Annotated in this window: 25 protein-coding genes; 10 read left to right on the top strand and 15 right to left on the bottom strand. The window is 61.2% G+C overall.

Annotated features, from left to right (window positions below; translation table 11 throughout):
- Window positions 1–126 precede the first annotated feature (126 nt).
- Complete coding sequence (locus SIL87_RS07125) at window positions 127–834, bottom strand: class I SAM-dependent methyltransferase (RefSeq protein ID WP_319613490.1); 708 nt, start codon at window positions 832–834, stop codon at window positions 127–129.
- A 360-nt stretch (window positions 835–1,194) separates the two neighbouring features.
- On the opposite strand from SIL87_RS07125, the gene SIL87_RS07120 reads away from it, so the two are divergent.
- The gene (locus SIL87_RS07120) at window positions 1,195–2,541 is read left to right on the top strand and encodes an IS1380 family transposase (protein WP_319613489.1); all 1,347 of its coding nucleotides are present in this window, start codon (window positions 1,195–1,197) and stop codon (window positions 2,539–2,541) included.
- A gap of 116 nt (window positions 2,542–2,657) precedes the next feature.
- Here the strand turns inward: SIL87_RS07120 and SIL87_RS07115 are convergent, their stop codons facing one another.
- The 9 genes from SIL87_RS07115 to SIL87_RS07075 all read right to left on the bottom strand — a co-directional run bounded on the left by SIL87_RS07115 (window position 2,658) and on the right by SIL87_RS07075 (window position 11,301).
- Window positions 2,658–3,179: a glycosyltransferase family 32 protein gene (locus tag SIL87_RS07115; RefSeq protein ID WP_319613488.1), complete on the bottom strand. Its 522-nt coding sequence runs from the start codon at window positions 3,177–3,179 to the stop codon at window positions 2,658–2,660.
- Window positions 3,180–3,292: 113 nt separating this feature from the next.
- Window positions 3,293–3,847, bottom strand: coding sequence for a DUF1919 domain-containing protein (locus SIL87_RS07110; protein ID WP_319613487.1), 555 nt, complete (start codon window positions 3,845–3,847; stop codon window positions 3,293–3,295).
- Between the two features lie 14 nt (window positions 3,848–3,861).
- The gene (locus tag SIL87_RS07105; RefSeq protein ID WP_319613486.1) at window positions 3,862–4,842 is read right to left on the bottom strand and encodes a glycosyltransferase family 17 protein; all 981 of its coding nucleotides are present in this window, start codon (window positions 4,840–4,842) and stop codon (window positions 3,862–3,864) included.
- 142 nt (window positions 4,843–4,984) lie between these two features.
- Complete coding sequence (locus SIL87_RS07100; protein WP_319613485.1) at window positions 4,985–5,593, bottom strand: hypothetical protein; 609 nt, start codon at window positions 5,591–5,593, stop codon at window positions 4,985–4,987.
- Entirely contained in the window at window positions 5,541–6,158 is a 618-nt protein-coding gene (gene thiE / locus SIL87_RS07095; protein WP_319613484.1) for a thiamine phosphate synthase, read from the bottom strand. Before thiE ends, SIL87_RS07100 begins: the two co-directional genes overlap by 53 nt.
- Window positions 6,155–7,069, bottom strand: a complete 915-nt coding sequence (locus SIL87_RS07090) for a class I fructose-bisphosphate aldolase (protein WP_319615924.1) — start codon at window positions 7,067–7,069, stop codon at window positions 6,155–6,157. Before SIL87_RS07090 ends, thiE begins: the two co-directional genes overlap by 4 nt.
- Window positions 7,026–7,439 (bottom strand): hypothetical protein, encoded by a 414-nt coding sequence (locus tag SIL87_RS07085; protein WP_319613483.1) that lies wholly within the window; start codon window positions 7,437–7,439, stop codon window positions 7,026–7,028. The genes SIL87_RS07090 and SIL87_RS07085 overlap by 44 nt, the downstream gene beginning before the upstream one ends.
- Window positions 7,439–9,817, bottom strand: a complete 2,379-nt coding sequence (locus SIL87_RS07080; RefSeq protein WP_319613482.1) for a DNA translocase FtsK — start codon at window positions 9,815–9,817, stop codon at window positions 7,439–7,441. The genes SIL87_RS07085 and SIL87_RS07080 overlap by 1 nt, the downstream gene beginning before the upstream one ends.
- A gap of 128 nt (window positions 9,818–9,945) precedes the next feature.
- Window positions 9,946–11,301 (bottom strand): ammonium transporter, encoded by a 1,356-nt coding sequence (locus tag SIL87_RS07075; RefSeq protein WP_319613481.1) that lies wholly within the window; start codon window positions 11,299–11,301, stop codon window positions 9,946–9,948.
- A 312-nt stretch (window positions 11,302–11,613) separates the two neighbouring features.
- Here SIL87_RS07075 and SIL87_RS07070 point away from each other — a divergent pair, with 312 nt between their 5' ends.
- Entirely contained in the window at window positions 11,614–12,804 is a 1,191-nt protein-coding gene (locus SIL87_RS07070; RefSeq protein WP_319613480.1) for a UbiH/UbiF/VisC/COQ6 family ubiquinone biosynthesis hydroxylase, read from the top strand.
- Here the strand turns inward: SIL87_RS07070 and SIL87_RS07065 are convergent.
- The gene (locus tag SIL87_RS07065) at window positions 12,773–13,429 is read right to left on the bottom strand and encodes a COQ9 family protein (RefSeq protein ID WP_319613479.1); all 657 of its coding nucleotides are present in this window, start codon (window positions 13,427–13,429) and stop codon (window positions 12,773–12,775) included. The two genes, SIL87_RS07070 and SIL87_RS07065, sit on opposite strands and share 32 nt — an antisense overlap.
- Before the next feature lie 24 nt (window positions 13,430–13,453).
- On the bottom strand, window positions 13,454–14,014 hold the full coding sequence (gene def / locus SIL87_RS07060) for a peptide deformylase (protein WP_319613478.1): 561 nt from the start codon (window positions 14,012–14,014) through the stop codon (window positions 13,454–13,456).
- Window positions 14,015–14,289: 275 nt separating this feature from the next.
- On the opposite strand from def, the gene rpsU reads away from it, so the two are divergent.
- Window positions 14,290–14,493, top strand: coding sequence for a 30S ribosomal protein S21 (rpsU, locus tag SIL87_RS07055; protein ID WP_007421557.1), 204 nt, complete (start codon window positions 14,290–14,292; stop codon window positions 14,491–14,493).
- Between the two features lie 88 nt (window positions 14,494–14,581).
- Here the strand turns inward: rpsU and SIL87_RS07050 are convergent, their stop codons facing one another.
- Window positions 14,582–14,992: a DoxX family protein gene (locus SIL87_RS07050; RefSeq protein WP_319613477.1), complete on the bottom strand. Its 411-nt coding sequence runs from the start codon at window positions 14,990–14,992 to the stop codon at window positions 14,582–14,584.
- 75 nt (window positions 14,993–15,067) lie between these two features.
- Here SIL87_RS07050 and SIL87_RS07045 point away from each other — a divergent pair, with 75 nt between their 5' ends.
- From SIL87_RS07045 to SIL87_RS07030, 4 genes are read left to right on the top strand one after another with little or no spacing between them, the layout of a single operon-like run.
- Window positions 15,068–15,709, top strand: coding sequence for a 2OG-Fe(II) oxygenase (locus SIL87_RS07045; RefSeq protein ID WP_319613476.1), 642 nt, complete (start codon window positions 15,068–15,070; stop codon window positions 15,707–15,709).
- A gap of 4 nt (window positions 15,710–15,713) precedes the next feature.
- Window positions 15,714–16,472 carry a glycosyltransferase family 2 protein gene (locus SIL87_RS07040; RefSeq protein WP_319613475.1) on the top strand — a complete coding sequence of 253 codons (759 nt, stop codon included), beginning with the start codon at window positions 15,714–15,716 and terminating at the stop codon, window positions 16,470–16,472.
- Complete coding sequence (locus SIL87_RS07035; protein ID WP_319613474.1) at window positions 16,469–17,167, top strand: TVP38/TMEM64 family protein; 699 nt, start codon at window positions 16,469–16,471, stop codon at window positions 17,165–17,167. Before SIL87_RS07040 ends, SIL87_RS07035 begins: the two co-directional genes overlap by 4 nt.
- Complete coding sequence (locus SIL87_RS07030; protein ID WP_319613473.1) at window positions 17,164–18,372, top strand: CynX/NimT family MFS transporter; 1,209 nt, start codon at window positions 17,164–17,166, stop codon at window positions 18,370–18,372. The genes SIL87_RS07035 and SIL87_RS07030 overlap by 4 nt, the downstream gene beginning before the upstream one ends.
- On the opposite strand, the gene dps is transcribed toward SIL87_RS07030, so the two are convergent.
- Complete coding sequence (gene dps / locus SIL87_RS07025) at window positions 18,373–18,864, bottom strand: DNA starvation/stationary phase protection protein Dps (RefSeq protein ID WP_319613472.1); 492 nt, start codon at window positions 18,862–18,864, stop codon at window positions 18,373–18,375.
- A 129-nt stretch (window positions 18,865–18,993) separates the two neighbouring features.
- Between dps and SIL87_RS07020 the strand changes: the two genes are divergently transcribed.
- From SIL87_RS07020 to SIL87_RS07010, 3 genes are all read left to right on the top strand, one after another.
- Entirely contained in the window at window positions 18,994–19,959 is a 966-nt protein-coding gene (locus SIL87_RS07020) for an IS5 family transposase (RefSeq protein WP_319612665.1), read from the top strand.
- A 213-nt stretch (window positions 19,960–20,172) separates the two neighbouring features.
- Window positions 20,173–20,637, top strand: a complete 465-nt coding sequence (locus SIL87_RS07015) for a hypothetical protein (RefSeq protein ID WP_319613471.1) — start codon at window positions 20,173–20,175, stop codon at window positions 20,635–20,637.
- Between the two features lie 942 nt (window positions 20,638–21,579).
- A complete protein-coding gene (locus SIL87_RS07010; RefSeq protein WP_319613470.1) occupies window positions 21,580–22,167 on the top strand; it encodes a hypothetical protein in 588 nt (195 codons plus the stop codon).
- A gap of 152 nt (window positions 22,168–22,319) precedes the next feature.
- On the opposite strand, the gene pnp is transcribed toward SIL87_RS07010, so the two are convergent.
- Window positions 22,320–24,467: a polyribonucleotide nucleotidyltransferase gene (pnp, locus tag SIL87_RS07005; protein WP_319613469.1), complete on the bottom strand. Its 2,148-nt coding sequence runs from the start codon at window positions 24,465–24,467 to the stop codon at window positions 22,320–22,322.
- Between the last annotated feature and the right edge of the window lie 41 nt (window positions 24,468–24,508).

The following is a 24,508-nucleotide window of genomic DNA, read 5'->3' as shown; positions in this document are numbered from 1 at the left end:
TCATTGCGAGCGCAGCGACGCAATCCAGTCTGGAACGAGACAGAAAGCGACAGGGAAGCAGTTCTTTTTTGCAAAAAAGAACCAAAAAACTCTTGCTCCCCTCTCGTGCAATCGGCCCGAAAACTTCTAGGCCAAACTACCCCGGATCAAATAGGTAGATTTAATAAGTCCCTCTCGAACGCTTCTGTAAGAAAAGACATAGGCACCATTGAGTGTGAACGGTTCACGATCAAGCCTCAATGAACGCCAACCCCCCGGGCCGATTTCAGTGTTAATAAGTTCGGTTGGTGTTTCGTCATTAGTTAATAAGAGAAAGCGACACTTTTCCCGAAGATGACCGATATACTCGACAACATTGACGTTCGGCAAATGCTGCAACACTTCCTTTGCAACTATCAGGTCAACAGACGGAACCTCATCAAAATTTCTGAATTCTCTAAAAGATATATTATCTTCAGAGTATTTTTCATTGTTTTGTTGAACAACAGTTCTAACAACGTCGAACCCAAGATATTTAATACCACTCCAATCTATGTATTGTGAGAATTGCCAATCACCACAACCGAAATCAACAACTGACTTGATTTCATTCAAGGAGATAAATGACGTCAGAAAGTCGATATATGGTTTGGAAACATCGTAGGAAGAACCAACGCCACTCCCCTCACCCCAAATCTTGCGTTCGTAGATTGCCTCAAACTGAGCTCTACTAGCTTCTATTACGTTTTCAAATGACGATGATGCGCCAACAGACTCCGCAATTTCTTTCAGTGCCTCGGCATCCGATCCAACAAATCTTCGCGCAATAAGGTTGTACGATGTGTCATCCCGCATGATTACGTTATAATTCAAGTGCTCAATGTGGGGCCACGATACACTTTCCCACAAATGGATCGACACCGCCTCGGGAAATTCGTGCGTCTCAACGAATAGTGAACGAATACCGTCGTCAGTCCACATAGGCCAGAAAAATCTCTCAGGAGGCTCAACGCTGATGAGATTTGGAAATTCCCTTGCAAGAGCAGCCGGTCTGAAAACAGAGTGCTTATTCCAATCAGCCCCATCAAAATCCGTATAGGACGCGAGCCATTTAGTTAGCCCGCATTATGCATGAAGGTCGGCGAGCATAGCATAAACCGTTGATTCGGTGTAAGAATTTGTTATCGAGACAAAACTTCACCACGACGGAACGCCATGCTCGCCTCGGTTGCAAATACCCCAATTCTCCCTGGTCTGTCACCTGTCGCCGGCAAGTCGATCGAAGCCCGGTTCGACGGCGATCTGCTTTCCTCCGACGGGGGGTTGCTGGGGTTACGCGCCATCGAGCAACGGCTCGGCATCGCAAGTCGTTTGGCCGCATGCATCGATGATCCTCGTGCGCCCGGCCGTGTGGTCCATGGGCTCGACGAGATCATCCGCTTTCGCATGCTGATGATCGCGGCCGGCTACGAGGATGGCAACGACGCTGACAGGTTGCGCCGCGATCCGATCTTCAAGCTCGCGATGGAGCGCCTGCCCGAGGCGGGGGATTTGTGCTCGCAGGCAACGATCTCGCGCACTGAGAACCTGCCCGGACCCCGCGCGCTGCTGCGCATGGGCATGGCGATGGTCGAGCATTATTGCGCGAGTTTCCGCAGCGTGCCCAACAGCATCGTGCTCGACATCGACGATACCTTCGATGCCGTCCACGGCGCACAGCAACTCTGTTTGTTCAACGCGCATCACGATGAATACGGTTTCCAGCCGATCGTGGTGTTCGATGGTGACGGTCGTATGATCGCCGCCGTGCTGCGCCCCGCCTGCCGACCGAAAGGGAGCCAGATCGTCAAATGGCTGCGCCGCCTGATCGATGCCATCCGCAGCCACTGGCCGCGCACCGCGATCATGCTGCGCGGCGATTCCCACTACTGCACGCCGGAAGTGCTGCGTTTCTGTCGCGCGCGCGACCTGAGTTACATCTTCGGTGTTGCGCCGACATCGACGCTGCGCAAACACGTCATCGCTCTGGAGGCCAGCACCGCGGCCCGAGCGGAACAGACACCGGGCGAGAAAGTCCGGAGGTTCAAGGAGTTCCATGATGGTGCGGCAAGCTGGGATCGCGTCGAGCGGATCATCGCGCGCGTCGAGGCCGGACCGATGGGGGTCGATACCCGCTTTATCGTCACCAACCTGAAGGCTGGATCGCCACGCACCCTGTATCAAAACATCTACTGCGCGCGCGGCCAGGCTGAAAATCACATCAAGGCGTGGAAGACCCATCTCGCGGCCGACCGCACCTCATGCTCGCGGGCCAGCGCCAACCAGATGCGCCTGTTCCTGCATATCGGTGCATATTGGCTGATGTGGAGTTTTCGTTCCCTGATGCCGCGTCGCTCACGCTGGCGTGGTATCCAGTTCGATACCTTGCGGCTACGCCTGATCAAACTCGCCGTCCAGGTCGAGACATTGAAGAAATCAATTCGCCTGCATCTGCCGCGATCGATGCCGGATCAGGTCATTCTCCGCTACGCTCTGGCCAGACTGCCCAGGTTACTGGTCTGAGCCCAGGGGCGGTTGCCCCGACCGGTCCCGATCTCATCCAACTCCAGCGCCGACACATCGCCAAGCTCACCAAAACCAGCCCAGAGCGGCCGGTGAGTCGTCACGCGCCCACGACGTCAGGTTGCATAGCTAATTGTAGAAGAATTGAATGAAACGCCCTCATGAATAAATGCGGTTAGAAATTCAGCCCCGGCGGGCGTAATTATCAAAGCGTTACATAAACCTAGGCGATCGCCCGCGTTCCATCTATCATAACCAAGTTGAAAACCCTCTATTCCCATAACAACCTTTCCGTTGAATACTGTTTCGAAAGGCTGATTACAGATCGTATCCATATCCAGATATACGCCACCCTCGCGGATGAGAATTTCAAGGCGAAGAATATCTGCTTTGTGAGCAAAGTGCTCAATTCGATTGCCAAATATAGATTCTGGCGGTTCGACAACCACTTCAGTCACGCGTGATCTAATCAGATCCCAATATGGACCAGATGGCTCATATTTATAATAAATATAAACCTGAAATCCCTGATTTAGTTCCATAGCAGACTTGATTGCCATGTAATGTACGAAACCGAACGGCTTGCCGCCAAAATCGGATTTCAAACCCGTTATGAAGTGCAGTTTTTTCGGGATCATTCTTGTTTTCTTTCATGGTTTCGGTACATCAGTTTAGATCACTTATATATTGTAAGCACTAAAGCATCACTCGCTTTTAGAAAAATCATTATGTAAATGGAATAAATAGTGTATTATGCGTTTTCTCTAAAATAATATTTTGTTATTTCAAATAGTTCTGTTCCACTAGGGCAGCAATCTTCATTATTGTTCACGTCGATTTCGTGAAAAATATTTTTGTCAAAAATGGAAAATCGCCCTTTTTTAAGAAATCCCACTTTATACGAAAAATCGAGACGCTCGAACCTCGGAATATGTTCATCGGTAAAGCCGTCTCGATCACATATTTTTATAAGCAAATTTTCGTCATCATTTGGAACCCGCGCTACTCGACGGCTCCATTTATCATACGCTTCGTCACAAGATTGGTAATGCATGAACAATATTTCTATGGAATCCGATATGCGACCAACTGGAAAGGGCATTGAACCATAACGTGACGCGAAGGACATTGATATTGGCATCGTCAAATTTTTTCGAAAATTACTCAAAAAATCTATGTAATCATCGGCCTGCATATAGAGGCCAACAAATGGAGTGTTATATCTGACATTTTGATCTTTATAAAACCCACTCCCCCAACAGTTGTTTGAAATAATACATGTTTTATTAAGATCAAAAGAATTCATTATATATTCTCACATCAAATTGGCGGAACGGCGCCGGTCATAATACCTGTTTCTTCCGGGAACGGCTTTATTCCAAACTGATTTAGAACCTGTAAGTATTTATCTTTATATTCTTTAACAAGAATACGCTCCTTTTTATAATTATGTTCGAAATTCCTATAAATATTTTGTATTTCAAAAATAGCCTGATAGATATTTTTTACGTAATGTTTAGTCTCAAACAACCTCTGATTATTAAATATACTTTCTGGAAAACTGTGGTCGATCGGCACATATCGCGCTAAATGCCAGAAATTTCCTACCACATAGCCGATCTGGACATGCCGTTCGACCGCACCGGGCGTGCGCATGTATTCGTGCCAGCCATCGGTATGTGAAAACGCGCCGAGTTTCGTCCTGATCTGGTCGGCCCCACCGAGATAGGTGAAATGCCACCCCGCTTCATCGAGCTTGATCGCTTTCTCGCCGAATTTCGCGAAAACCTCGTCCTGATTTGTCCGGGGGAAATTGAAATCAGGCAACTCGTCGAGAAGATGCCGGGAAAACGCGAACGGCTTGGTCCAACCGCTCGGCTGGGCCTGCAAATTCAGATAATATTGATACATCGGCATATCGAGTTGCACGAACCCGCCAATGTGGCGCAGAATTTTAAGCGCTTTCCGCGAGATAATCTCATCCGCATCCGTAATGATAATCATGTCGTCCGGATCGGCGGCGAGAAAGCCATTCCGCAAATAATTGCGCTGATAATGCTCCCGATCCCAGACATTCTCGGTCTCGGGAAACTGGTCGATTACCAGATGCGTGATCTTCGAAAGATAGCGCGAAAACCGCGCCTTGTTTTCCTCGAAATGCAGCGGCTTGGGATCGCCTTGAAACGTCTGGCGGGATTCGCAGATGACGAAATGATCGACATGCTCATATTCCTCATCCAGCCGGATTTCGAGCAGATCGAGTTCGTTGAAAAATGTGAAACAATCGAAAATCCGCTTCATTGTCCAACCGATCCCGACAAAATCCTGTCTCGTATCTCCCGATCACCCTGAGCCATCAAAACCCTCCCGTTTCAAATCCCCTATACCAACATCCCGCCGCGCGAGACAATTTTTTGTGCGCCGGACCCCCCGCACGAAATCTTCACCGAACCCGCCATCCCCCTTTCTCACCCCCCTGGGTCTGTGGTCCTATGCCGCCATGCGAACCCCGGGCGAAACCCTCATCGACTATTTTGGCTGGCTCAATTACTGGATCGACAGCCTCCTGATCAGACAGGAGAAAGCCGAACCCTTCCGCCTGCCCGCCATCATCACCCTCCTCGCCCGGGCCCGCATCGAACGCCTCTGCACCCTCATCATGAAAATCGCGAACTACGGTCCCCTGCGCAAGCGCAAACCCCGCCCGACCGCGCCGCGCCCCAAACCCGCCTACGTCCTGCCCCGCAATTTCAACTGGCTGCACCGCCTCTACCCCGGCACCGCCACCGACCCGGACCCGATCAGCCGCCCCGCCGAAACCCTGCGCCACCTCATGGCCGAGCGTGAGTTTCTCGCCCTGATCGAAGCCAACCCGGCGCTGGGTCGCGTCCTTCGCCCGCTCTGCCACGCCCTCGGCGTCAAACCCCCCGCCGCCCTCATCCTGCCAAGGCGCCCGCGCGCCGCCCTCATCCTGCAAGGGCGTCCGCGCGCCGCCAAACTCACGCCATCGCCCGAAGCATCGCCGCAACCCCCGCACCCGGCCCCGCCTCATGCGCCCACACCGCCCCCACCACCGCCAGAAAATCCGCCCCCGCCGATACCAGAGCCCCGCAATTCGCAGGCACAATCCCCCCGATCGCCACGCACGGAACCTCCATCACCGAACTCCACCACTCCACAATCTCAATCGGTGCCCGCGTCCTGGCCGCCTTGGTAGCGGTCGGAAAAAACGCGCCGAACGCCACATAATCCGCCCCCAGCTCCGCCGCCTCCATCGCGAGGTGGCGGCTGTCATGGCACGTCACCCCCAAACTCAACCCCCCCGCCATCGCCCGCGCCCGCGCAACCCCGCCCTGCGGCAGATCCTCCTGCCCCAGATGCACCCCGTCACACCCCAGCCGGACCGCCAGATCCACCCGGTCGTTCAAAAGAAACGCCACATCCCGCGCCTGCGTCACCGGCAGCAAAACCTCAACCGCCCGGCAAACCGCCGCCTCATCCACATCCTTCAACCGCAACTGAAACGCCGATACCGCCCCCCCATCCAGCGCCGCCGCCAGCAGATCGGGAAAATCCCCCCCGATCGCCGGCGGCGAAATCAGATAAAGCTGGCTCAAACCTTGCCCTGATAAATCGCAATAATCTGCGAAAGCAGCGCCAAAGCCTCATCGCGCGGCCGCGTGAACGAATTCCGCCCCACAATCGAGCCCGAACCCCCACCGGCATGAACCCCCCGTATGGTCTCCAGCAACGAAGCCGAATCCGAAGCCTCCCCACCCGAAAAAATCACCAGCCGCCGCCCGGCAAAACAGGACTGCACCACATGCGCAATCCGCTTCTCCAGCGTCGAGGTATCCACCTTCTCATAGGCTTTTTTTGCCGCCTCCAGCCCGATATGATCGGTCGGCGGCTTCACCTTGATCACATGCGCCCCGAGCAGCGCGGCCATATGCGCGGCATAGGCACAAATATCCACCGCCGTCTCACCCGCCTTGTCCAGCATCGGCCCCCGAGGATAGGACCACAAAACCACCGCCAGCCCGACCGATTTCGCCTCGTCCGCCAACTCGCGAAACTGCTCCATCAGCTTGAACTGGTATTCCGACCCCGGATAAATCGTAAACCCGATCGCGGCACACCCCAACCGGAGCGCATCCGAAACCGAGCCCGTCACCGCCTGGTCTTTCTCGGTCGCCAGCGAGTTCGACGAATTGAGCTTCAAAATCGTCGGAATCGACCCCGCATAACTCCCCGAAGCCGCCTCCAGCATCCCGAGCGGCGCGGCATAGGCCGAAAGCCCGGCATCGAGCGCCAACTGAAAATGGTAATGCGGATCATATGCCGCCGGATTGCTCGCAAAACTGCGCGCCGGCCCATGCTCGAACCCCTGGTCCACCGGCAGAATGACCATCTTCCCGGTCCCGCCCAGCTTCCCCTGCATCAGCATCCGCGCCAGATTCCCCTTGGAACCGGGATTGTCGCTCTCATACCAGTCGAGAATTTTCCGAACCCGTTGCGTCACCCGCATCATGCTCTCCTCTGTCGATCCATTCCACCAGGCGCCGGTCGGCACCCCGCTCCGCTAAATCGAGCGCCGGCGGCGCCATATCAAGCAACAACACCCCGCACGCTGCCGCGATCCCCGCAACGACCCCGAAATTCGCTGCCTTCCGCTCCAGAACCACCCCCCGCAGCCCCAGCCTCATCGCCTCCACCGCCCGCCCGGCACCATCCCCGCAATCGAGCAATGAAACCACCTCCAACCCCGCAACGATCTCCCACCACCACGAACACCCGCCGAACCCCGCAAACCCCGGCGGCGACAGCAAAATCCCCCCAAGCCCCGCAACCAGTTCCGCCTGCCCGCGGTCATAAATCACGACCGCCGGCGCCAGCATCAGTCCCGATCGCCTTCGATCAGCACTTCCCGCTTGCCCACATGATTGGCCGGCCCGACCACCCCTTCCTTTTCCATCTGCTCGATCAATTTCGCCGCCCGGTTATACCCGATCTGCAAATGCCGCTGAATAAACGAGGTCGATGCCTTCCCCTCCCGCGCCACCAGTGAAACCGCCTGCTGGTAAAGTCCGCCTTCCCCCGCCTCCGCCGCCGCAAGCCCCGGCATGTTCGGCGCATCGTCATCCACCGCCTCGGTCACCGCATCGAGATAATCCGGCTCCCCCTGCTCACGGAGATACGCAACGACATCCTCGACCTCCCGATCCGAAACGAACGGCCCATGCACCCGGGTGATCCGCCCGCCCCCGGCCATATAAAGCATATCGCCCATCCCGAGCAGCTGCTCGGAGCCCTGCTCGCCCAGAATGGTCCGGCTGTCGAATTTTGAAATCACCTGAAAGGAAATCCGCGTCGGAAAATTCGCCTTGATCGTCCCGGTGATCACATCGACCGAAGGCCTCTGCGTCGCCATAATAACATGTATCCCCGCCGCCCGCGCCATCTGGGCCAGCCTCTGCACCGCCGCCTCGATCTCCTTGCCCGCCACCATCATCAGATCCGCCATCTCGTCGATCACGACAACAATCAACGGCAACGCCTCCAGCGCCAGCGGCTGGTCCTCGAAAGTCGGCCGCCCGGTCTCGGAATCGAACCCGGTCTGCACCCGCCGCGTGACCACCTCGCCCTTCGCCAGCGCCTCGTTCACCCGATCATTGTACCCGTTGATATTCCGCACCGAGAGCCCGCTCATCGCGCGGTACCGTCGCTCCATCTCGCGAACCACCCATTTGAGCGCCGCAACCGCCTTGGCCGGCTCGGTCACCACCGGCGCGAGCAGATGCGGGATACCCTCATACACCGAAAGTTCCAGCATCTTGGGATCGATCATGATGATCCGGCACTGCTCCGGCGACAGCCGGTAGAGCAGCGACAAAATCATCGCATTGATCCCGACCGACTTGCCCGACCCCGTGGTCCCCGCGATCAGCAAATGCGGCATCCGCGCCAAATCCGCGATCACCGCCTTGCCGCCGATATCCTTGCCCAGCGCGATCGAAAGCTTCCCCGCCCCGCTGCCCCAATCCGCGAGATCCATCAGCTCCGACAAATAAACCGTCTCGCGCTTGGCGTTCGGCACCTCGATACCAATGACATTCCGCCCCGCAACGGTCGCAATTCGCACCGCCAGCACCGACAGACTGCGCGCGATATCATCAGCCAGCCCGATCACCCGCGCGGAACGAATCCCCGGCGCCGGTTCCAGCTCGTACAAAGTCACCACCGGCCCCGGCCGGATTTCAACAATCCGCCCCTGCACCCCGTAATCCCCCAGCACGGTCTCCAGCAGCCTCGCATTCGATTGCAACGCCTCCGCCGAGGGTCCAGTCGCCGCCCGTGGCGGAGCCGCCGCCAGCAATTCCAGCGGCGGCAAGCGCCATCCGGTTTCGGGCAACGGCAACTGCTCCTGGCGCGGCGGCGCCTTCTTCGCCGTCGCCGCACGGGTCAACCGCACCGGCACCACCGCATCCGGCATCACAGGCCGCTCCTGATGCGGCAGCCTGATCCCCTCCTCATCGCCCGCTTCGAACGCATCGATCATCGGCGGCGTACTCAGCACCGGCGCCAGCCAGGACGAAACCGCCCCCGCACCGCTCCGGGCCCCGCGCACCGCGCGACCGCTGTGCCGGGCCGAAACCACCGCCGCTGCCTTCGCCCGACGCCCCGCCGCCCGCCATTCGCCGAAACTGAGCCCGAATCCGTACAGCGCCCCGCCCAGACCGATCATTGCCTCCAGCGCCAGGGCCAGCCCGCGTCCGATCACGCCGAGCATCGAATGGCCCACCTGGATCCCGAACCCGCCGATCATCGCGCCCGCCGCGCCGCCGAGGCCGGAGGCGACCGGCCAGGATGTCATCATCGCCGGGTCCATGGCCTGGGCAGCCCCGAGCGCCGCCGCGAGGGCCGGCATCGCGACCAGCATGGCGGCGATCCGCATCCGCCAGCGCGACACCGATCCGTGATTGACCAGCAGAAACGCCCAGGCCAGCAGCGTCAGACCGGGCAGGACGCCCGCCACACCGAAACCCTGCAGCAGAAGGTCGGCCAGATTGGCGCCGAACTCACCCGCCAGATTCTGGACCGGCAGGCTCGAAGCCGTATCGAACGACGCATCGCCCGGATGATACGAGGCCAGCGCCACCAGCACGGTCAGGCCCGCGAGCACCGCGAACAGCGCCGCGATTTCGGCGAGATGCCGTGCAAACCGGGCCTTGAGGGCGGGCGAGAGGAAGCGGCGTTGATCGGTGGTCGCGGACATCGGCATCAGGCTCCGGTCGTTCAGAATGGATGAAGTATTACCCTGATCCTCATGATTCGACAAAACAAAACGGCCGAGTGGACGAATCCCCCCGGCCGCTGCCGTCGTTCAGGTCCGGATCGGCGGGATCAGTCGCCCATCACCGGCACTTTCTGGCCGTCGGCATAGATTGCGTAGGCTTCCTCGCCATGGGCGGCTTCGTCACCCATTTTGAGCATTTCCTCGTCCATCCGCAGCGGAACCACCAGACCGATCAGCTTGAGCAGGATGAAAGTGCCGATCACGTTGATCACGATGATGAAGGCGGCACCATAGATCTGCAGGAGCACCTGATGGAAGTTGCCATAGAGCCAGCCGGTGACACTCACCGCCGTGTCCTTGCCGGTCGCCATGTATTCGATCATGTGCGGGTTCGCGAGGATACCGGTGCCGATGCCACCGACCAGCGCCGCGACACCATGGGTATGGATGACGCCCAGCGTATCGTCGACCTTGCGCATGAAGCCCATTTTGCCGAGCTTGTTCCAGGTCAGCCACGGCAGGAAGGCGGCAACGATGCCGAGGATGATCGCTTCGAACCCGTTGATGTAGCCGGCTGCCGGGGTGATCGCGACGAGGCCGCAGATCATGCCGTTGACCGCGCCGAGCACCGAGGGAAGGCTGAAGGCCATCACGTCCATCGCGAGCCAGGTGAGCAGGGCGGCGGCAGTGGCGACGTTGGTGTTCAGCACGGCGGCGGAGCTGTCCATGTTCGCGAAATACGGATCGCCGCCGTTGAAGCCGTTCCAGCCGAGCCAGAGCAGGCCGGCACCGATCAGGGTGATCAGCAGCGAATTCGGGTGAAAGCTCTCGCGGTCACGCGCGAGACGCGGCCCGATCACCGCTGCCGCGGTGTAACCCGAGGCCGCAGCGGTCAAGTGAATGACGTAGCCGCCCGAGTAATCGACCACGCCGAGCTGGCCGAGCCAGCCGCCGCCCCAGAGCGAGAAGGCGCCGACCGTGTAGACGAAGGTCATCCACAGCGGCACGAAGATCATCCACGCCTTGAAGCTGACGCGACCGAGGATCGCCCCGGCCAGAATGATCACGGTGATCGCGGCGAACACGAACTGGAAATAGACCATCGTGGACATCGGGAAGGTCAATGGCGGCATTCCCGCTGCCGCATCCGGAATGATCGCCTGCTTTTCAAGATCGGCGGCGGAGGCGGTCGGGTGCGGCGTGCCAAGGAAGTAATCCTTGCCGACATGCAGCCAATGCGGGCCGAAACTCATGTTGTAGGCCCAGAGCAGCCACACGATGAGCACGGCGGCAAAGGCGTAGAACACCATGAATGCCGAGTTGATCGCCCATTTTTTCTTGACCGCGCCGCCGTAGAGCACCGCGAGTCCAGGCACGCTCATCAGGCCGACCAGCGTGGCAGAGGTCATCTGCCAGGCATTGTTGCCTGTATCGAGCCATGCGGGGGAGGGTATCAATGCCATTGTTGTTTGGTCTCCATGCTTCCCAGCGTCCTTGTTGCCCGGCCGCGCGTGCGACCGTCATGCGACGCATCGGCGCCGCTCGGACTGCTTCAATGCAGATTCCATGCCAAACATTTCAATGTGACCCGGCGCTTACGGAATCTTCATACGAAATGAGCACGCAGCCTGAACCTGCATGTAAATTAGGCAGGCAGGTGATCAATCAACCGGCAATCGGCCGCACCGGGCCGGTGGATCACGGGGACGCGAGTGGCGCGTTCGAACCTGAAGATCGCGACTTGCACGAAGCGCGGAACATGCGACATACGCGAAATGACCCAACAAACCGTCGATATCGCGATCATCGGGGCCGGGCCGGTCGGCGCTGCCCTGGCGTTGAATCTGGCCGGGGCGGGCCGATCCGTCCTGCTGGTCGATCGGGCGGCCTTGCCGCCGATGGAGCATCCTGATTTCGATGGCAGGGCCTATGCGATTGCCGCAGGGTCGCGCGAATTGCTTGACGGCGCGGGGTTGTGGGACGCCCTGCCCTTCGATCCCTGTCCGATCGAGCAGATCCGGGTTTCGGACGGCAAGCCGGGCCGACCGGCCTCACCGCTCCACCTGCATTTCGATCATCGCGATGTCGGCGATGCGCCGTTCGGCTGGATCGTGGAGGCCCGCGCCTTGCGCATGGCGATCAACCGCCGCCTCGCGGAGTCGGGCATCGTCCTCCATGCGCCGGCCCAGGCGACCGTGGTGCGTCATGCCGATCATGCCGAGATCGCGGTGGCGGGACAAGGGAGGTATCGGGCGGCACTGGTGGTCGCGGCGGATGGCAGGGCGAGCACATTGCGCGCACAGGCGGGGTTTCCGGTCACGAAATTCGCCTATCGCCAGAGCGCGGTGGTCTGCGCGATCGCGCATGAGCGGTCCCACCGCAACGTCGCGCTGGAACATTTCCTGCCCGGCGGTCCCTTCGCGCAACTGCCGATGAGCGATGCCGATGGTGCCCATATTTCAGCCATCGTCTTCACCGAATCCCATGAAGTGGCGCAACGGCTGGGGGCGCTGGATGACGGGGCGTTCACGGCGGAGGTGGCGCGGCGGCTCGGCGACCATCTGGGCGGGGTGCGACTGGTCGGACGGCGGTGGACCTACCCGCTCTCGGCGCTGCATGCGCATCGCTATTACGCGAGCCGGCTGGCGTTGGTCGGGGATTCCGCGCACGGGATACACCCGATCGCCGGTCAGGGGCTCAATCTTGGCCTGCGCGATGGTATCGCGCTCGCCCGGCTGATTTCGGCGGCGGACGATCCGGGCGATCCCGCGCTGCTCGCCCGGTATCAGCGCGCGCGGCGGCCTGACAATCTGATGATGCTCGCGGCCACCGATGCGCTCGACCGGTTGTTCTCGACCGATCTGCCGCCAGTCCGGCTGGCGCGCGACCTCGGGCTCGCGGCGGTCAACCGGATGCCCCGCCTCAAGCGGGCGTTCATGCGGACGGCGATGGGGCTTTCCGCATGAAAAACGGCCGCGGCAGGCGCGGCCTGGGCAGGCGCTCGCTCATGGATTTCCGCGCCTTGCCGATCCGCGCGACATCGGCCAGCCGCCGGTCGAGGAAGGCGATGCTGTCGGCATCGTCGCCCGACATGTCGCGCAGCCAGTAGAGCAGCGTACTGGTATAGACGCCCGCGAGGATCGCGCGCTTGGTATACCAGGCGAAATCAGCCGAACGATCGCCGGCGGCATGCCAGATCGAATCGACCGTGCGGGCGGTGATGGTCGCGGCGAGGCGGGCGTTTCGGGGCAGAGCGAGGATCGCGATGGCCCGGCCGATCGCTTCGCGATGGGGGCGGTTCTGCTCGAAGCGCAGGGAAATGATCGCGCGCACGCGGGCCGGGGTGCGATAGGCCGCGAGATCGGCGGCCTTGGCGCCGGCTTCCATGTCACGGTCGGCGAGGCAGGCCCAGGCCTCGATCATTTCGGGCGCGCCGCCGGGAAACAGGAACAGGGCATCCTCCGGGTCGCGGCCACAGGCGGTGAGAGCGCGGCGCAGGGACGCGGTGGTCCACCCCGCGAAGGGAACTTCATCGAGCAAGGCGCGGATCACCGCCTCGTCCTCGGGCATCATGGTGTCGCAGGGGTTCATCGGGGTCTCCTTGGCCTGTCTGTCTCACATCGTCGCGCCCGGCGGCAAGGCAAGGAGGTCGTCGCGGAAGCGGGCGATTTCCTCATTGAAGCCGAGCCGCCGGAGATCATGCATCCGGCTGGGGTAGAGGATCCCTTCGAGGTGATCGAATTCATGCTGGATCACCCGCGCGTGGAAACCGCTGGCCTGACGGGTGAATGGGTTGCCGCCGGCATCGAACCCCCGCAGCGTGACCGAGGGGGCGCGCGGGATCAGCGCGGTGAGCCCGGGGATCGAGAGGCAACCTTCCCAATCCTCAACCTTGTCGCCGGGATCGAGGGTCAATTCCGGGTTGATCACGGCGGCAAGCGGGCGGGCGGTATCGCCCGGCGCTCCGCTCGCCCGGCGTTCCGGCACCTTGTAGATGAACAGGCGAAGCGATTCATGGACCTGGGGCGCCGCGAGGCCGACGCCGCCGGAATCCTCCAGGGTTTCGATCATGTCCGCGAGCAGCCGGTGCAGTTCGGGCGCGGTGGGATCGGGCACCGGTGCCGCGCGCGCGAGCAAAACGGGATGGCCCATACGGGCCAGTTTGAGGATCGCCATGACGCTCATGTGGCGCATTGCCCGCGTTTCGCAAACAAGCTTTGGGCGTTTCGCAAATAAGTCTGGTGCGTCACGCAAATAAGTCTGGGCCGGACGCGTCGATTTCCGGGGGAAAGCGGTTGGCAAAATGGGATTTTTTGCTATACCTCTCGCCAGAAGCCGATTCCAACCCGGCTCGCGAGGCGGCTGCGTCCCTTCAGGCGCGGCTTTTTTCTGTTTTCGATCAACGATCTATCCATCAATTCTGCGTTTCAAGCAACGGAGTGTCAGGCCAAGTGCAAGTTCTCGTTCGTGACAACAATGTCGATCAGGCGCTGAAGGCGCTTAAAAAAAAGCTTCAGCGTGAAGGCGTGTTCCGCGAAATGAAGTTGCGCCGTCATTACGAAAAGCCGTCCGAGCGTCGTGCCCGCGAAGCCGCCGAGGCCGTCCGCCGGGCGCGCAAGATGGAGCGCAAGCGGATCGAACGCGAAGGCTTCTGACACCGGCGCAGCGATGGGTCTGACGAAGCGCGGTCGCGGGACCGCGCTTTTTGTCGTGCCCGGCTATGCTGTCCGTGACGGAGCGGTTTCAGCGCCGGTCGAGCGAGATCCGTCCGGGGCCGGTCGAGGCGAGGATGAGAAGCCCGCCGCAGATCGACAGATCGAGCAGAAACTGGATTTCGGCGGCGGATTTCGCAGCCCCCTGCATCAGCCAGAAACGATGCGTTAACCAGTTCGCGCCTATGGTGAAGGCAATGAGCACCAACGCACCGAGTCGCGCGCGAAACCCGAGCGCCACCATCGCCCCGCCGAGCAGTTCGCAGCCGATCGCGATGATTCCACCCAGAGTCGGGTACGGGGCGTGCAGGCGGGTCAGCAGATGGACGATGCCGGGCCATCCGCTCAGCTTGCTCCATCCGGCCTGGAGGAACACCAGCGCAAGGGCGATGCGGCCCAGCGCGATGCCGATATCCGTGGCGCCTCCCCTGCCGGTTTTCATTCCTGCCGCTCCTCCTGTATGATCGGGGCGCATAAGCCGCATCTGGGGCGGCGTTTGTCAAACGGATGTCTGATCATGAGCGATGCTTCGGTTCTCGATATCGCGGGTCTGGCGGCGACGCCGGTTTCGCACGACCCGTTTCCCCATGTGCTGATGCGCGGCTTCGTGCGGCCGGATCGGCTGGCCGGGGTGGTGGGCGCTCTGCCGCCGCTCGGCAGCCGGGGCAGTTTTCCGATCGAATCCGTGAGGCTCGGGAATGATGCCGCGCAGTTGATGCGTGAGTTGAAGGGCGAGGCGTTCCGTGCCGCGATCGCCGCAAAATTCGGTCTCGACCTCGCGGATGCCCCGGTGATGATCACGTTGCGGGGGCAGACCGGGGCCAAGGATGGGCAGATCCACTGCGACTCGATCGCCAAGCGGGTGACTGTGCTGCTCTACCTGAACCCGGCGAGCGAGGCATGGGCCCGGCAGGATGGGTGCCTGCGTCTGCTGCGCGGGCCGGACGATCTGGAGAATTACGCGGTCGAGGTGCCGCCGGTCGACGGCACGCTGTTGGTGTTCCCCAACGGGCCGACGACCTGGCATGGGCACCGCACCTTCGTCGGGCGACGCTACACCGTGCAGCTCAATTACATGACGACCGACGCAAAGGCGAAATACGAGATGCGCCGCCACCGGGTTTCCGCCCTGGTCAAGCGCCTGATGCCGGCCGCCTGAGCGCGTGCTGGCGGGATCGCGCATCGCGGTGGTGCTGCCGGCCTACAATGCGGCGCGGACCCTGGCGCGGACGGTTGCGGAGATCGATCGCGAGATCGTCGATGATCTGATCCTCACCGATGATGCCAGCATCGACGCCACGGTGCCGCTGTCGCAGGCGCTCGGGTTGCACACCATCGTGCACCGCGAGAATCGCGGGTATGGCGCGAACCAGAAGACCTGCTACGCCGCCGCGCTGGCGCGGGGCGCGGATATCGTGGTGATGCTGCATCCGGACTACCAGTATTCGCCGCGCCTGATCCCGGCGATGGCCTCGATGATCGTCTCGGGTCATTACGATGCGGTGCTGGCGTCGCGGATTCTGGGCGGGCGGGCGCGGGCGGGCGGGATGCCGTGGTGGAAATATGCCGCCAACCGGGGGCTGACCACGGTTGAGAACATGCTGCTCGGGCAGACGTTTTCGGAATATCACTCGGGATATCGCGCGTGGTCGCGGCGCGTGCTCGAAGTTCTGCCGCTCGACCGGTGTTCGAACGATTTCGTGTTCGATAACCAGATGATCGCACAGGCGCTGTATGCCGGCTTCACCTTCGGCGAGATTTCGTGCCCGGCGCGCTATTTCAGGGAGGCGTCCTCGATCGATTTCGCGCGCTCGGTAACCTATGGCGTCGGTGTGCTGCATACCGCGTGGCGGTATCGCCTGGCTGCCTCGGGGTTGCGGGCGTGGCCGATCCTTCCGGCGCCGGCCGAGGCGGTTTTATGATCGGGCGGGATCGCCGGATCGTGGTGGCGGGGCTGATCGCCTGCGTGCTGCTGCTCGCGGCAACCGCGAGCGCAATAACGGGGCTTGGGGATGGCGGGGTGGTGTTGCGCCGGATCGAAGGGTTGCGCGCGCTCGGGGTGACGGGGGGGCTGGTGTTCGTCGCGTTGCAAATGCTGACGGCGGTGGTGGGATTTCTGCCGGCATCGCTGCTCGGCATCGCGGCGGGGGCCATCTATGGGGTCGGGCTCGGCTTCGGCCTTGCCGCCGCGGGGCTGATGCTCGGGGCAGCGATTGCATTCGGGCTTGCGCGCACCGGCTTGCGCCCGGCGATCGGCCGGCTGATGGCGCGGCGGACCTCGCTCGACCGGCTCGACATAGCCGTGGGGCGTGAGGGGTGGCGATTCGTACTTCTGTTGCGAATCTCGCCGATCATGCCGTTCTCGCTGACCTCCTATGCGCTCGGCCTTTCGGCGGTCAGCGCGCGGGACTACGCGCTCGGCACGTTTGCGGCATTGCCCGCACTGCTGGCTTATGTGAGCCTTGGCGCGGTGGGGACCGGCGGGCTGCGCGCGGCAGGCGGGACCGGTTCGGTGCATGCCGTGCTGATTCTGGCGGGTGTGGCGGCGACGTTGCTGCTCGGTCTGCAAGTGATCCGCCTGATGATCGGATTGCGCCGGCCGGTATCGCAGCCGTGAGCGCGCTGACCGCAGGGCGTTGGCGTCAGGCATTGCTGCTGGCCGGGGTGCTGGGGATCGCTGCCAATCTGCGACCTGCGATCACCTCGGTCTCGCCGGTGCTGGCAGCAATCGGGAGCGCGCTGGGGTTGGGCGGGGTCGGACTTGCGGTGCTCGCGACGATTCCGATCGGATGTTTCGCGCTCCTGGCCCCGGCGAGCCTGCCGCTGCAGCGCCGCGTCGGGCTGGAGCCGGCGGTGCTGCTGATCCTGGTCATGCTGAGCGGCGGGTTGCTGTTGCGCCTGATCGATGCCGCGCCGGCGCTTTACCTCGGAACCGCGATTGCCGGATCGGCGATCGCGATGGCCAATGTGCTGGTGCCGGCAATCGTGAAACGCGATTTTCCCAACCGGGTGGGATTGGTGACCGGGCTTTATATCACGACGCTGTATATCGCTGCCGCGACCGCTGCGGGCGTGAGTGTGCCGCTGATGCGCGCGAGTGCGCTGGGGTGGCGGGCCGCGCTCGGGTTTTGGGCAATCCCGGCGATCGGCGGGGTTTTTCTATGGCTGCCGCAGGTGCGGCACGGGGTGGGACGATCCCCGCTGACGACGCGCGGCGGCGGGTTCGCCCGGATGATCCGCAATCCGCTGGCCTGGGCGGTCACCATGTTCATGGGGCTGCAATCGCTGGGGTATTACGGCGTGCTGTCGTGGCTGCCCTCGATTTTGCACAGTATCGGCATAGCTCCGGGCCGGGCCGGGCTGATGCTCTCGATCAGCACGATCGTGGCGTTGCCATCGACGCTGATCACCCCGCTCCTGGCCGTGCGCGGGCGCGACCAGCGGGGGCTGATGGTGGCGGTGACCGGCTTTACCCTGATCGGGTATGCCGGACTGACCCTTGTGCCGGGTCTGGCACCATGGGTGTGGATCGTGATCATCGGGCTCGGTCAGGGTGCGATGTTTCCGCTCGCGATGACGCTGATCGTGCTGCGCGCGGGCGGACCGATGGAGGCGATGGCGCTTTCGGCATTCGCGCAGACCATCGGGTACGCGGTTTCGGTGATCGGTCCGCTGGGGATGGGCGTGCTCCACACCATGAGCGGGGTGTGGTGGCCGTCGATGGCGTTTCTGACCGCAACCCTGATCCCGACTTTTGCGTTCGGGCTCAGGGCGGCGCGATCGGAAACCCTCACCCTCGATGCGATGAGGGCGACTGTGTGATCAGGCTTTCATCTGGATGTGGGATTCCAGGAACCACAGCGATTCGTCGAGTTTGCGCGAAACGCCGGTGAACAGGTCGGCGGTGTCGGCGTCGCCGGCTTCGTCGGCTTCGTCGATGTTCTTGCGCACGGCGTTGGCGACATCACCAAACCGCTCGATCAGCGCGTGGAGATGGGCGGTCGTGCTGTGGATTTCGGTGGGATAGGCCGCGAGCTTGGTGGATTTCGCCACTTCCTGAGTGGTGCCGAGGGCGGTGCCGCCGAGTTGGGCAACGCGTTCGGCGATTTCATCGACCAGCGGATCGAGCGCGTTGCGGAGCTTGTCGAAAAACTCATGGATCGCAATGAAATCCGGGCCTTTGACGTTCCAGTGCGCCTGCTTGATCGCGAGGGCGAGGTCGATGCTGTCGGCAAGGCGGGCGTTCAGCATTTCGATCGAGGCATGTCGTGTGTTGGCCGGCATGTCATTACGAGTGGCGAAGAGTTTTGCCATGGTTTTTCATCCTGTTCTGGCTTGGTTTGGGATCTCGGATGTGGCGATCGGTTAAGGAAACTCTGAAAAAGTCCTTTACGATACGCTTCGGATATGATTCCCTGTCTTTGACAGAGAGGATGACTTCGGATGCAGACCAGTTTTGCTGAGTATGACGGTTTCCGGAAACAGCGGAAGGTCACGCGCCGGGACGCGTTTTTGGCGGAGATGGAACGCGTGGTGCCGTGGCGGCGGCTGGCGGCGCTGATCGAACCGCACTATCCGCTCGCCGGGCGAGGGCGCAAGCCCTATCGGTTGAGCACGATGCTGCGGATCCACTTGCTGCAGCATTGGTATGGATATTCGGACCCTGGGATGGAGGAAGCGCTGCACGATATCCCCGCGCTGCGCCGCTTTGCGGGACTGGACGCGGGCGAGAGCCGCATGCCGGACGAGACGACGATCCTGAACTTCCGCCATTTGTTGGAGGCACACCAATTGGCCGAGAGCCTGTTCCAGGAGGTTGTCTCGCTATTGACGGACCAAGGTCTGATCTTGCGCGAAGGCACCATCGTGGACGCAACCCTGATTGCCGCCCCGCCCTCGACGAAGAACCAAGCCCGCCAACGCGACCCGGAGATGACGTCGAGCAAGAAGGGCAACCAGTGGCATTTCGGCATGAAAGCGCATATCGGCGTCGATACGGCGCACGGCCTGGTGCATACGCTGGAGGTCACGACCGGTAAGGTGTCGGACTACAGCATGGCGGAGACATTGCTGCACGGCGACGAGCAAACGGCGCATGGTGACCGCGGCTACGCCGACAAAACGCGCGAGCCGGACCGTGTGCGCGAAGAGGACGAGGCTGGCCCGCGCTGGTTTGTGCCATTCAAGCGGGCGAAAGGGTGCGACACGACGCCTGAGCAGAAGCGGCTGAACCGGCTGATGGCAGGGCTGCGTTCGGCGGTCGAGCATCCGTTCCGGGTTCTCAAGCGCCAGTTCGGTTACACGAAGGTGCGGTATCGTGGGTTGTTCAAGAATGAGCAGCACCTGTTCAGCCAGTTTGCGCTGGTGAACCTCTACATTGCACGGCGGGTGATCACACCGGCGGGTTGAGGTTCGGGGGCGAGTCTGTCCAGAATCCCGAAAAAGGGATCTGGAAGCCGCCGAAAAGCCCAAAATTGCCACGAATTCGAGGCGTCAGTCGGCCCACCACAGCCGTTGCCGGCCGATCACCGCTCGCACAACAAATCCCATCGTAAAAAATTCCGCTGCTCAGAGGTTCCTTAATGGCCGGGCAAGACGCGAATTGCAATAAGATCTGAACTCGTGTTTTTTGATACAATGAATTATTTTTTGGGCAATGTCTCTGATTTAATTTCTGAATCACCGCTCCGCATCATGGCGGTCGTGGCCTTCAAGTTCCGGGCGGCACGATTGCGGCATCTGCTCGACGTGGCCACCGGCTTCGCCGAATACGGCGACGGCACCGTGGATTTGGTGGTGACGACGACGGCGGATGAGGCGGAACTCGCGACGCTGGAGCGGCTGTTCATTCCTCTTCGGACCAGCGGTTTAAACATGTCGTTCGTTCCGGTGGCGTTCGACCCGGATCACCCGTATCGCATTACCTGGGAACACAAGCGCGTGCTGCGGGAGCGGTTTCTGGCTGACCCGGCATACTCCCATTTCATCTATGTGGAGGACGATATCCGGCTTTCGCCGCTCAACTTCGCCTATTTCCGGGCGTATGTTGGCGGCGGTGAGAATCCGCGCATAAACGGCGCGGGATAGTTACCATAGTGAATTGACTTAATGAGTGCGGGGCAGTTTGACACGGTGTGGGAGAGTTGGCGGAGGAGGCAGTGGCAGTGGGTAGCTGTCCCTCTGCTCTGAGGCTGCTGCCGTGCTCGCAGCCGTCAAGGACGCTTCGCGCCGCGCAAGAGCGCGGTGGCCTTCGGCCATCCTTGACCGCCGCTGCGCGCGACAGCGTCGGAATTCGCAGGTCGGGACGACAGGATGGCCGTGCTGATCGAACTACAGGATTGGTGTTGTATCAGTGGCGCTGGCGCTTTCAGGGTGGGCGTCGCGCGCCGGTGTCGTTTTGATCAATCCTGGCAATCCGGCTCGGGCGACGTTGAGGCCGGAGACCTGTCAAGCGCACGAAAGGTGAAACGGAGCGACCGCAACGATGACAGAGGTGATGTCCTGGGGGAGTACTGCTGGTCCAGGGCTTTCGCGAAGCCCCGGCGATTGCCAATCCACGCGAAAGCGCGGTTTCCGGTTGCTTAGCAGGACCATGATCCGTCACGCGGACCGCCCGAGCGCGGTAATGGCGATTTCTCGCCGCATGCATGACACGTCCTCGCGGGGTTGCCTGATAACGTCGGCGAGCTTCTCTTTGCCGTTCACGACGAGCTTCCCGGGCGCAAGTTCGCATGCAGTAGATCTGACCTCGGTCGCACTGTGGGCAGACAAGCACTTGGCACAGACAGCGACTGCAAACGAACATTCTGCAGATTATTCCATCAACGCCTGCGGCCGAGCATGACCTGCTGACGCAATTCACACTGTCTTTGGTCATCTGGTCCAACAACTGCTCACTTCCCCAGCTGATTCAAATCCTCGAACGTTCTGCGTTTCCTGACGGACCTCGTACCCGGCCGATCTGGTTCTCGTGTGATTTAGGCGCCGGGTCCAGGTTGCCGTAAAGGCCGGTCAGTGCCGTCCATTTAAATGGACTCGGCAGCTACGCGCCGTTTATGCGCGGATTCTCACCGCCGCCAACAGGCGTATCGGGAGCGGTTGCGGCCTCACGGATTACTGCCGGGATTTCTGCGCTACGAGTTCAACGATACCGATCATCGGACCTATCTGGTCGATCATCGGGACCCGACGCCGAGTGCGGACGTGCCGTGCGTCGATCTCGACGCCGTGCGGTTCGTCAATGTCGATCCACCTTACCAGGCGTGTCTCGTGCTCGACCGCGAACTGGCCGCCGAGCATGTGGCGGGGGCCTCGTTCGATATCGAGGCGAGCACGATCTATGGTCATGGCGAGGCGGAGCGCGCGAATCTTGCCTTCGGCTACGAGCATATTCCGCACGGCGGATTTTCCAGCCGGTACGTCATGCCGCTTGATCGTAGTAGTTTACTGCCGCTTCATGGCTCACTGATCCGGCATCTGCCGGATAATTTCACCAATCGGGTGCCGCCTGTGCTGAGATTCGGCACGTTGCCGGTCGAGGCGATGTTCCGGGGCGATGCGTTCCCACGGCATGTCGATCCGCACCCTTCCGATCGGCATCAGGCCGTCGCCCAATAGCGCGACCGGGCCGTGGCGGGTGACGATGATGTCCTCACCCACCAGAGCGCTATCGTTAGCCGACGGTATTGGTCCTGGTTTCGCTGACGCTTTGCAAGGACTGCAATAGAGCCGAATTCGGCCCTATTGCAGTCGAAGCTCTGGTACCGGTGTTACTCGGCGGCGTCTTCACGCCGTCCCTTGCCGCCGACCTGATCGGAGATATCGGCGCCGGTCGCCTGATCCACCACGCGCATCGACAGCTTGACTTTGCCGCGATCGTCGAGGCCGATCATTTTCACCTTCACGACATCACCGGCCTTGACCACGTCCCCGGTTTTGGCGACGCGGCCCTGGGCGAGCTCGCTGATGTGCACCAGCCCGTCCCGCGCGCCGAAGAAGTTCACGAAAGCGCCGAAATCGGCGACTTTCACGACTTTGCCGGTGTAGATCTGGCCAACTTCCGGCTCGGAGGTCAGGCTGCGGATCTTGTCGATCGCCTTCTGGGCCTGCTCGTCGGAGGTGGCGGCGATCTTGATCGTCCCGTCGTCCTCGATGTCGATCTTGCAGCCGGTCTGCTCGACGATCTCGCGGATCACCTTGCCGCCGGTGCCGATCACGTCACGGATCTTGTCTTTCGGCACGGTGATCACGGTGATGCGCGGCGCGTTCTGCGACACGTCGTCTCGCGAGCCCTGGAGGGCCTTGGCCATTTCACCGAGGATGTGCATCCGGCCATCCTTCGCCTGATCCAGCGCGATCTTCATGATCTCGAAGGTGATCGAGGTGATCTTGATGTCCATCTGCAGCGAGGTGATGCCGGATTCGGTGCCCGCGACCTTGAAATCCATGTCGCCGAGATGATCCTCGTCGCCCAGAATGTCGGACAGGACGGCGAAGCCGCGATCTTCCTTGATCAGACCCATCGCGATCCCGGCAACCGGACGCGCCAGCGGCACGCCGGCATCCATCAGCGCGAGGGAGGTGCCGCACACCGTCGCCATCGAGGACGAGCCGTTGCTCTCGGTGATTTCGGAGACCACCCGCAGCGTGTACGGGAACTTGTCCTTGCCGGGTAGCAGCGGGTGGATGGCGCGCCAGGCGAGCTTGCCATGGCCGACTTCACGGCGGCCGGGGCTGCCGACGCGACCGGTTTCACCGACCGAGAACGGAGGGAAATTATAATGGAGCATGAAATGCTCGCGATATTCCCCTTCGATCGCATCGATCATCTGCTCGTCCTGGGCGGTGCCGAGGGTGGCGACGACCAGAGCCTGGGTCTCGCCACGGGTGAACAGCGCGCTGCCATGGGTGCGCGGCAGGACGCCGACTTCGGCGAGGATCGGGCGGACGGTTTTGGTGTCGCGGCCATCGATGCGGATACCGTGATCGAGGATCGCGTTGCGGACGATGTCGGCTTCGAGCTCCTTGAACATGCCCTTGGCCTTGTCGGCGGGGAGGCCTTCCTCGGTCAGTTTCGCGAGGGTTTCGGATTTGACCGCGCCAAGTTTTTCGTGGCGGACGCCTTTTTCCTTCTCGTCGTAAGCGGCGCGGAGGCCTTCGCGGGCGAGCGCGTCGATCCGGCTGGAGAGGGCGGTTTCCTCCGCGCTGGTTTCGCTCAGCGTCCAGGGTTCCTTGGCCGCGTGTTCCGCGAGTTCGACGATTGCCTGGATCACCGGCTGGAAGGATTTGTGACCGAACGCGACCGCGCCGAGCATGATCTCCTCGGAAAGCTCATGGGCTTCGGATTCGACCATCAGCACGCCTTCGGCGGTGCCGGCGACCACGAGATCGAGCTTGCTGTCCTTTATCTGCGAGGAGGTCGGGTTCAGGACATATTCGCCCGCGATATAACCCACCCGCGCCGCGCCGACCGGGCCGAAGAACGGCATGCCGGACAAGGTGAGCGCCGCCGACGAGGCGATCAGGGAGAGGATATCCGGCTCGTTTTCCAGGTCGTGGCTGAGCACGTTGATGATCAGCTGCACTTCGTTCTTGAAACCGTGCGGGAAGAGCGGGCGGATCGGGCGGTCGATCAACCGGCAGGTCAGGGTTTCGCGATCGGTCGGGCGGCCTTCACGTTTGAAGAAGCCGCCGGGAATCCGGCCCGCCGCGTAGAATTTTTCCTGGTAATTGACGGTCAGGGGGAAGAAATCCTGGCCGGGCTTGACCGATTTGGCCCCCACGGCGGTGGCGAGCACCACGGTATCGCCATAGGAGGCGACGATGGCGCCGTCTGCCTGACGGGCGACCTTGCCGGTTTCCAGGATCAGCTTGCGGCCACCCCAATCGAGTTCCTTGCGGAAATATCTGTCGAACATCGTTCAGTCCTTCATACAAGCGGGACCGGACGGCGGGCATC

It is taken from the genome of Acidiphilium acidophilum, from assembly GCF_033842475.1.
GTDB lineage: Bacteria > Pseudomonadota > Alphaproteobacteria > Acetobacterales > Acetobacteraceae > Acidiphilium > Acidiphilium acidophilum.
Note: the sequence above shows the minus strand (reverse complement) of the source record. Positions and strands in the feature narration are given on the sequence as shown.

Excerpts from the sequence above, each read along its gene's own strand:
- SIL87_RS07125 (WP_319613490.1), bottom strand. The coding sequence starts at position 834 with ATGCGGGATGACACATCGTACAACCTTATTGCGCGAAGATTTGTTGGA.
- SIL87_RS07120 (WP_319613489.1), top strand. The coding sequence starts at position 1,195 with ATGCTCGCCTCGGTTGCAAATACCCCAATTCTCCCTGGTCTGTCACCT.
- SIL87_RS07115 (WP_319613488.1), bottom strand. The coding sequence starts at position 3,179 with ATGATCCCGAAAAAACTGCACTTCATAACGGGTTTGAAATCCGATTTT.
- SIL87_RS07110 (WP_319613487.1), bottom strand. The coding sequence starts at position 3,847 with ATGAATTCTTTTGATCTTAATAAAACATGTATTATTTCAAACAACTGT.
- SIL87_RS07105 (WP_319613486.1), bottom strand. The coding sequence starts at position 4,842 with ATGAAGCGGATTTTCGATTGTTTCACATTTTTCAACGAACTCGATCTG.
- SIL87_RS07100 (WP_319613485.1), bottom strand. The coding sequence starts at position 5,593 with ATGAGGCGGGGCCGGGTGCGGGGGTTGCGGCGATGCTTCGGGCGATGG.
- SIL87_RS07090 (WP_319615924.1), bottom strand. The coding sequence starts at position 7,069 with ATGCGGGTGACGCAACGGGTTCGGAAAATTCTCGACTGGTATGAGAGC.
- SIL87_RS07085 (WP_319613483.1), bottom strand. The coding sequence starts at position 7,439 with ATGCTGGCGCCGGCGGTCGTGATTTATGACCGCGGGCAGGCGGAACTG.
- SIL87_RS07080 (WP_319613482.1), bottom strand. The coding sequence starts at position 9,817 with ATGTCCGCGACCACCGATCAACGCCGCTTCCTCTCGCCCGCCCTCAAG.
- SIL87_RS07075 (WP_319613481.1), bottom strand. The coding sequence starts at position 11,301 with ATGGCATTGATACCCTCCCCCGCATGGCTCGATACAGGCAACAATGCC.
- SIL87_RS07070 (WP_319613480.1), top strand. The coding sequence starts at position 11,614 with ATGACCCAACAAACCGTCGATATCGCGATCATCGGGGCCGGGCCGGTC.
- SIL87_RS07065 (WP_319613479.1), bottom strand. The coding sequence starts at position 13,429 with ATGAACCCCTGCGACACCATGATGCCCGAGGACGAGGCGGTGATCCGC.
- def (WP_319613478.1), bottom strand. The coding sequence starts at position 14,014 with ATGGCGATCCTCAAACTGGCCCGTATGGGCCATCCCGTTTTGCTCGCG.
- SIL87_RS07050 (WP_319613477.1), bottom strand. The coding sequence starts at position 14,992 with ATGAAAACCGGCAGGGGAGGCGCCACGGATATCGGCATCGCGCTGGGC.
- SIL87_RS07045 (WP_319613476.1), top strand. The coding sequence starts at position 15,068 with ATGAGCGATGCTTCGGTTCTCGATATCGCGGGTCTGGCGGCGACGCCG.
- SIL87_RS07035 (WP_319613474.1), top strand. The coding sequence starts at position 16,469 with ATGATCGGGCGGGATCGCCGGATCGTGGTGGCGGGGCTGATCGCCTGC.
- dps (WP_319613472.1), bottom strand. The coding sequence starts at position 18,864 with ATGGCAAAACTCTTCGCCACTCGTAATGACATGCCGGCCAACACACGA.
- SIL87_RS07020 (WP_319612665.1), top strand. The coding sequence starts at position 18,994 with ATGCAGACCAGTTTTGCTGAGTATGACGGTTTCCGGAAACAGCGGAAG.
- SIL87_RS07010 (WP_319613470.1), top strand. The coding sequence starts at position 21,580 with ATGGACTCGGCAGCTACGCGCCGTTTATGCGCGGATTCTCACCGCCGC.
- pnp (WP_319613469.1), bottom strand. The coding sequence starts at position 24,467 with ATGTTCGACAGATATTTCCGCAAGGAACTCGATTGGGGTGGCCGCAAG.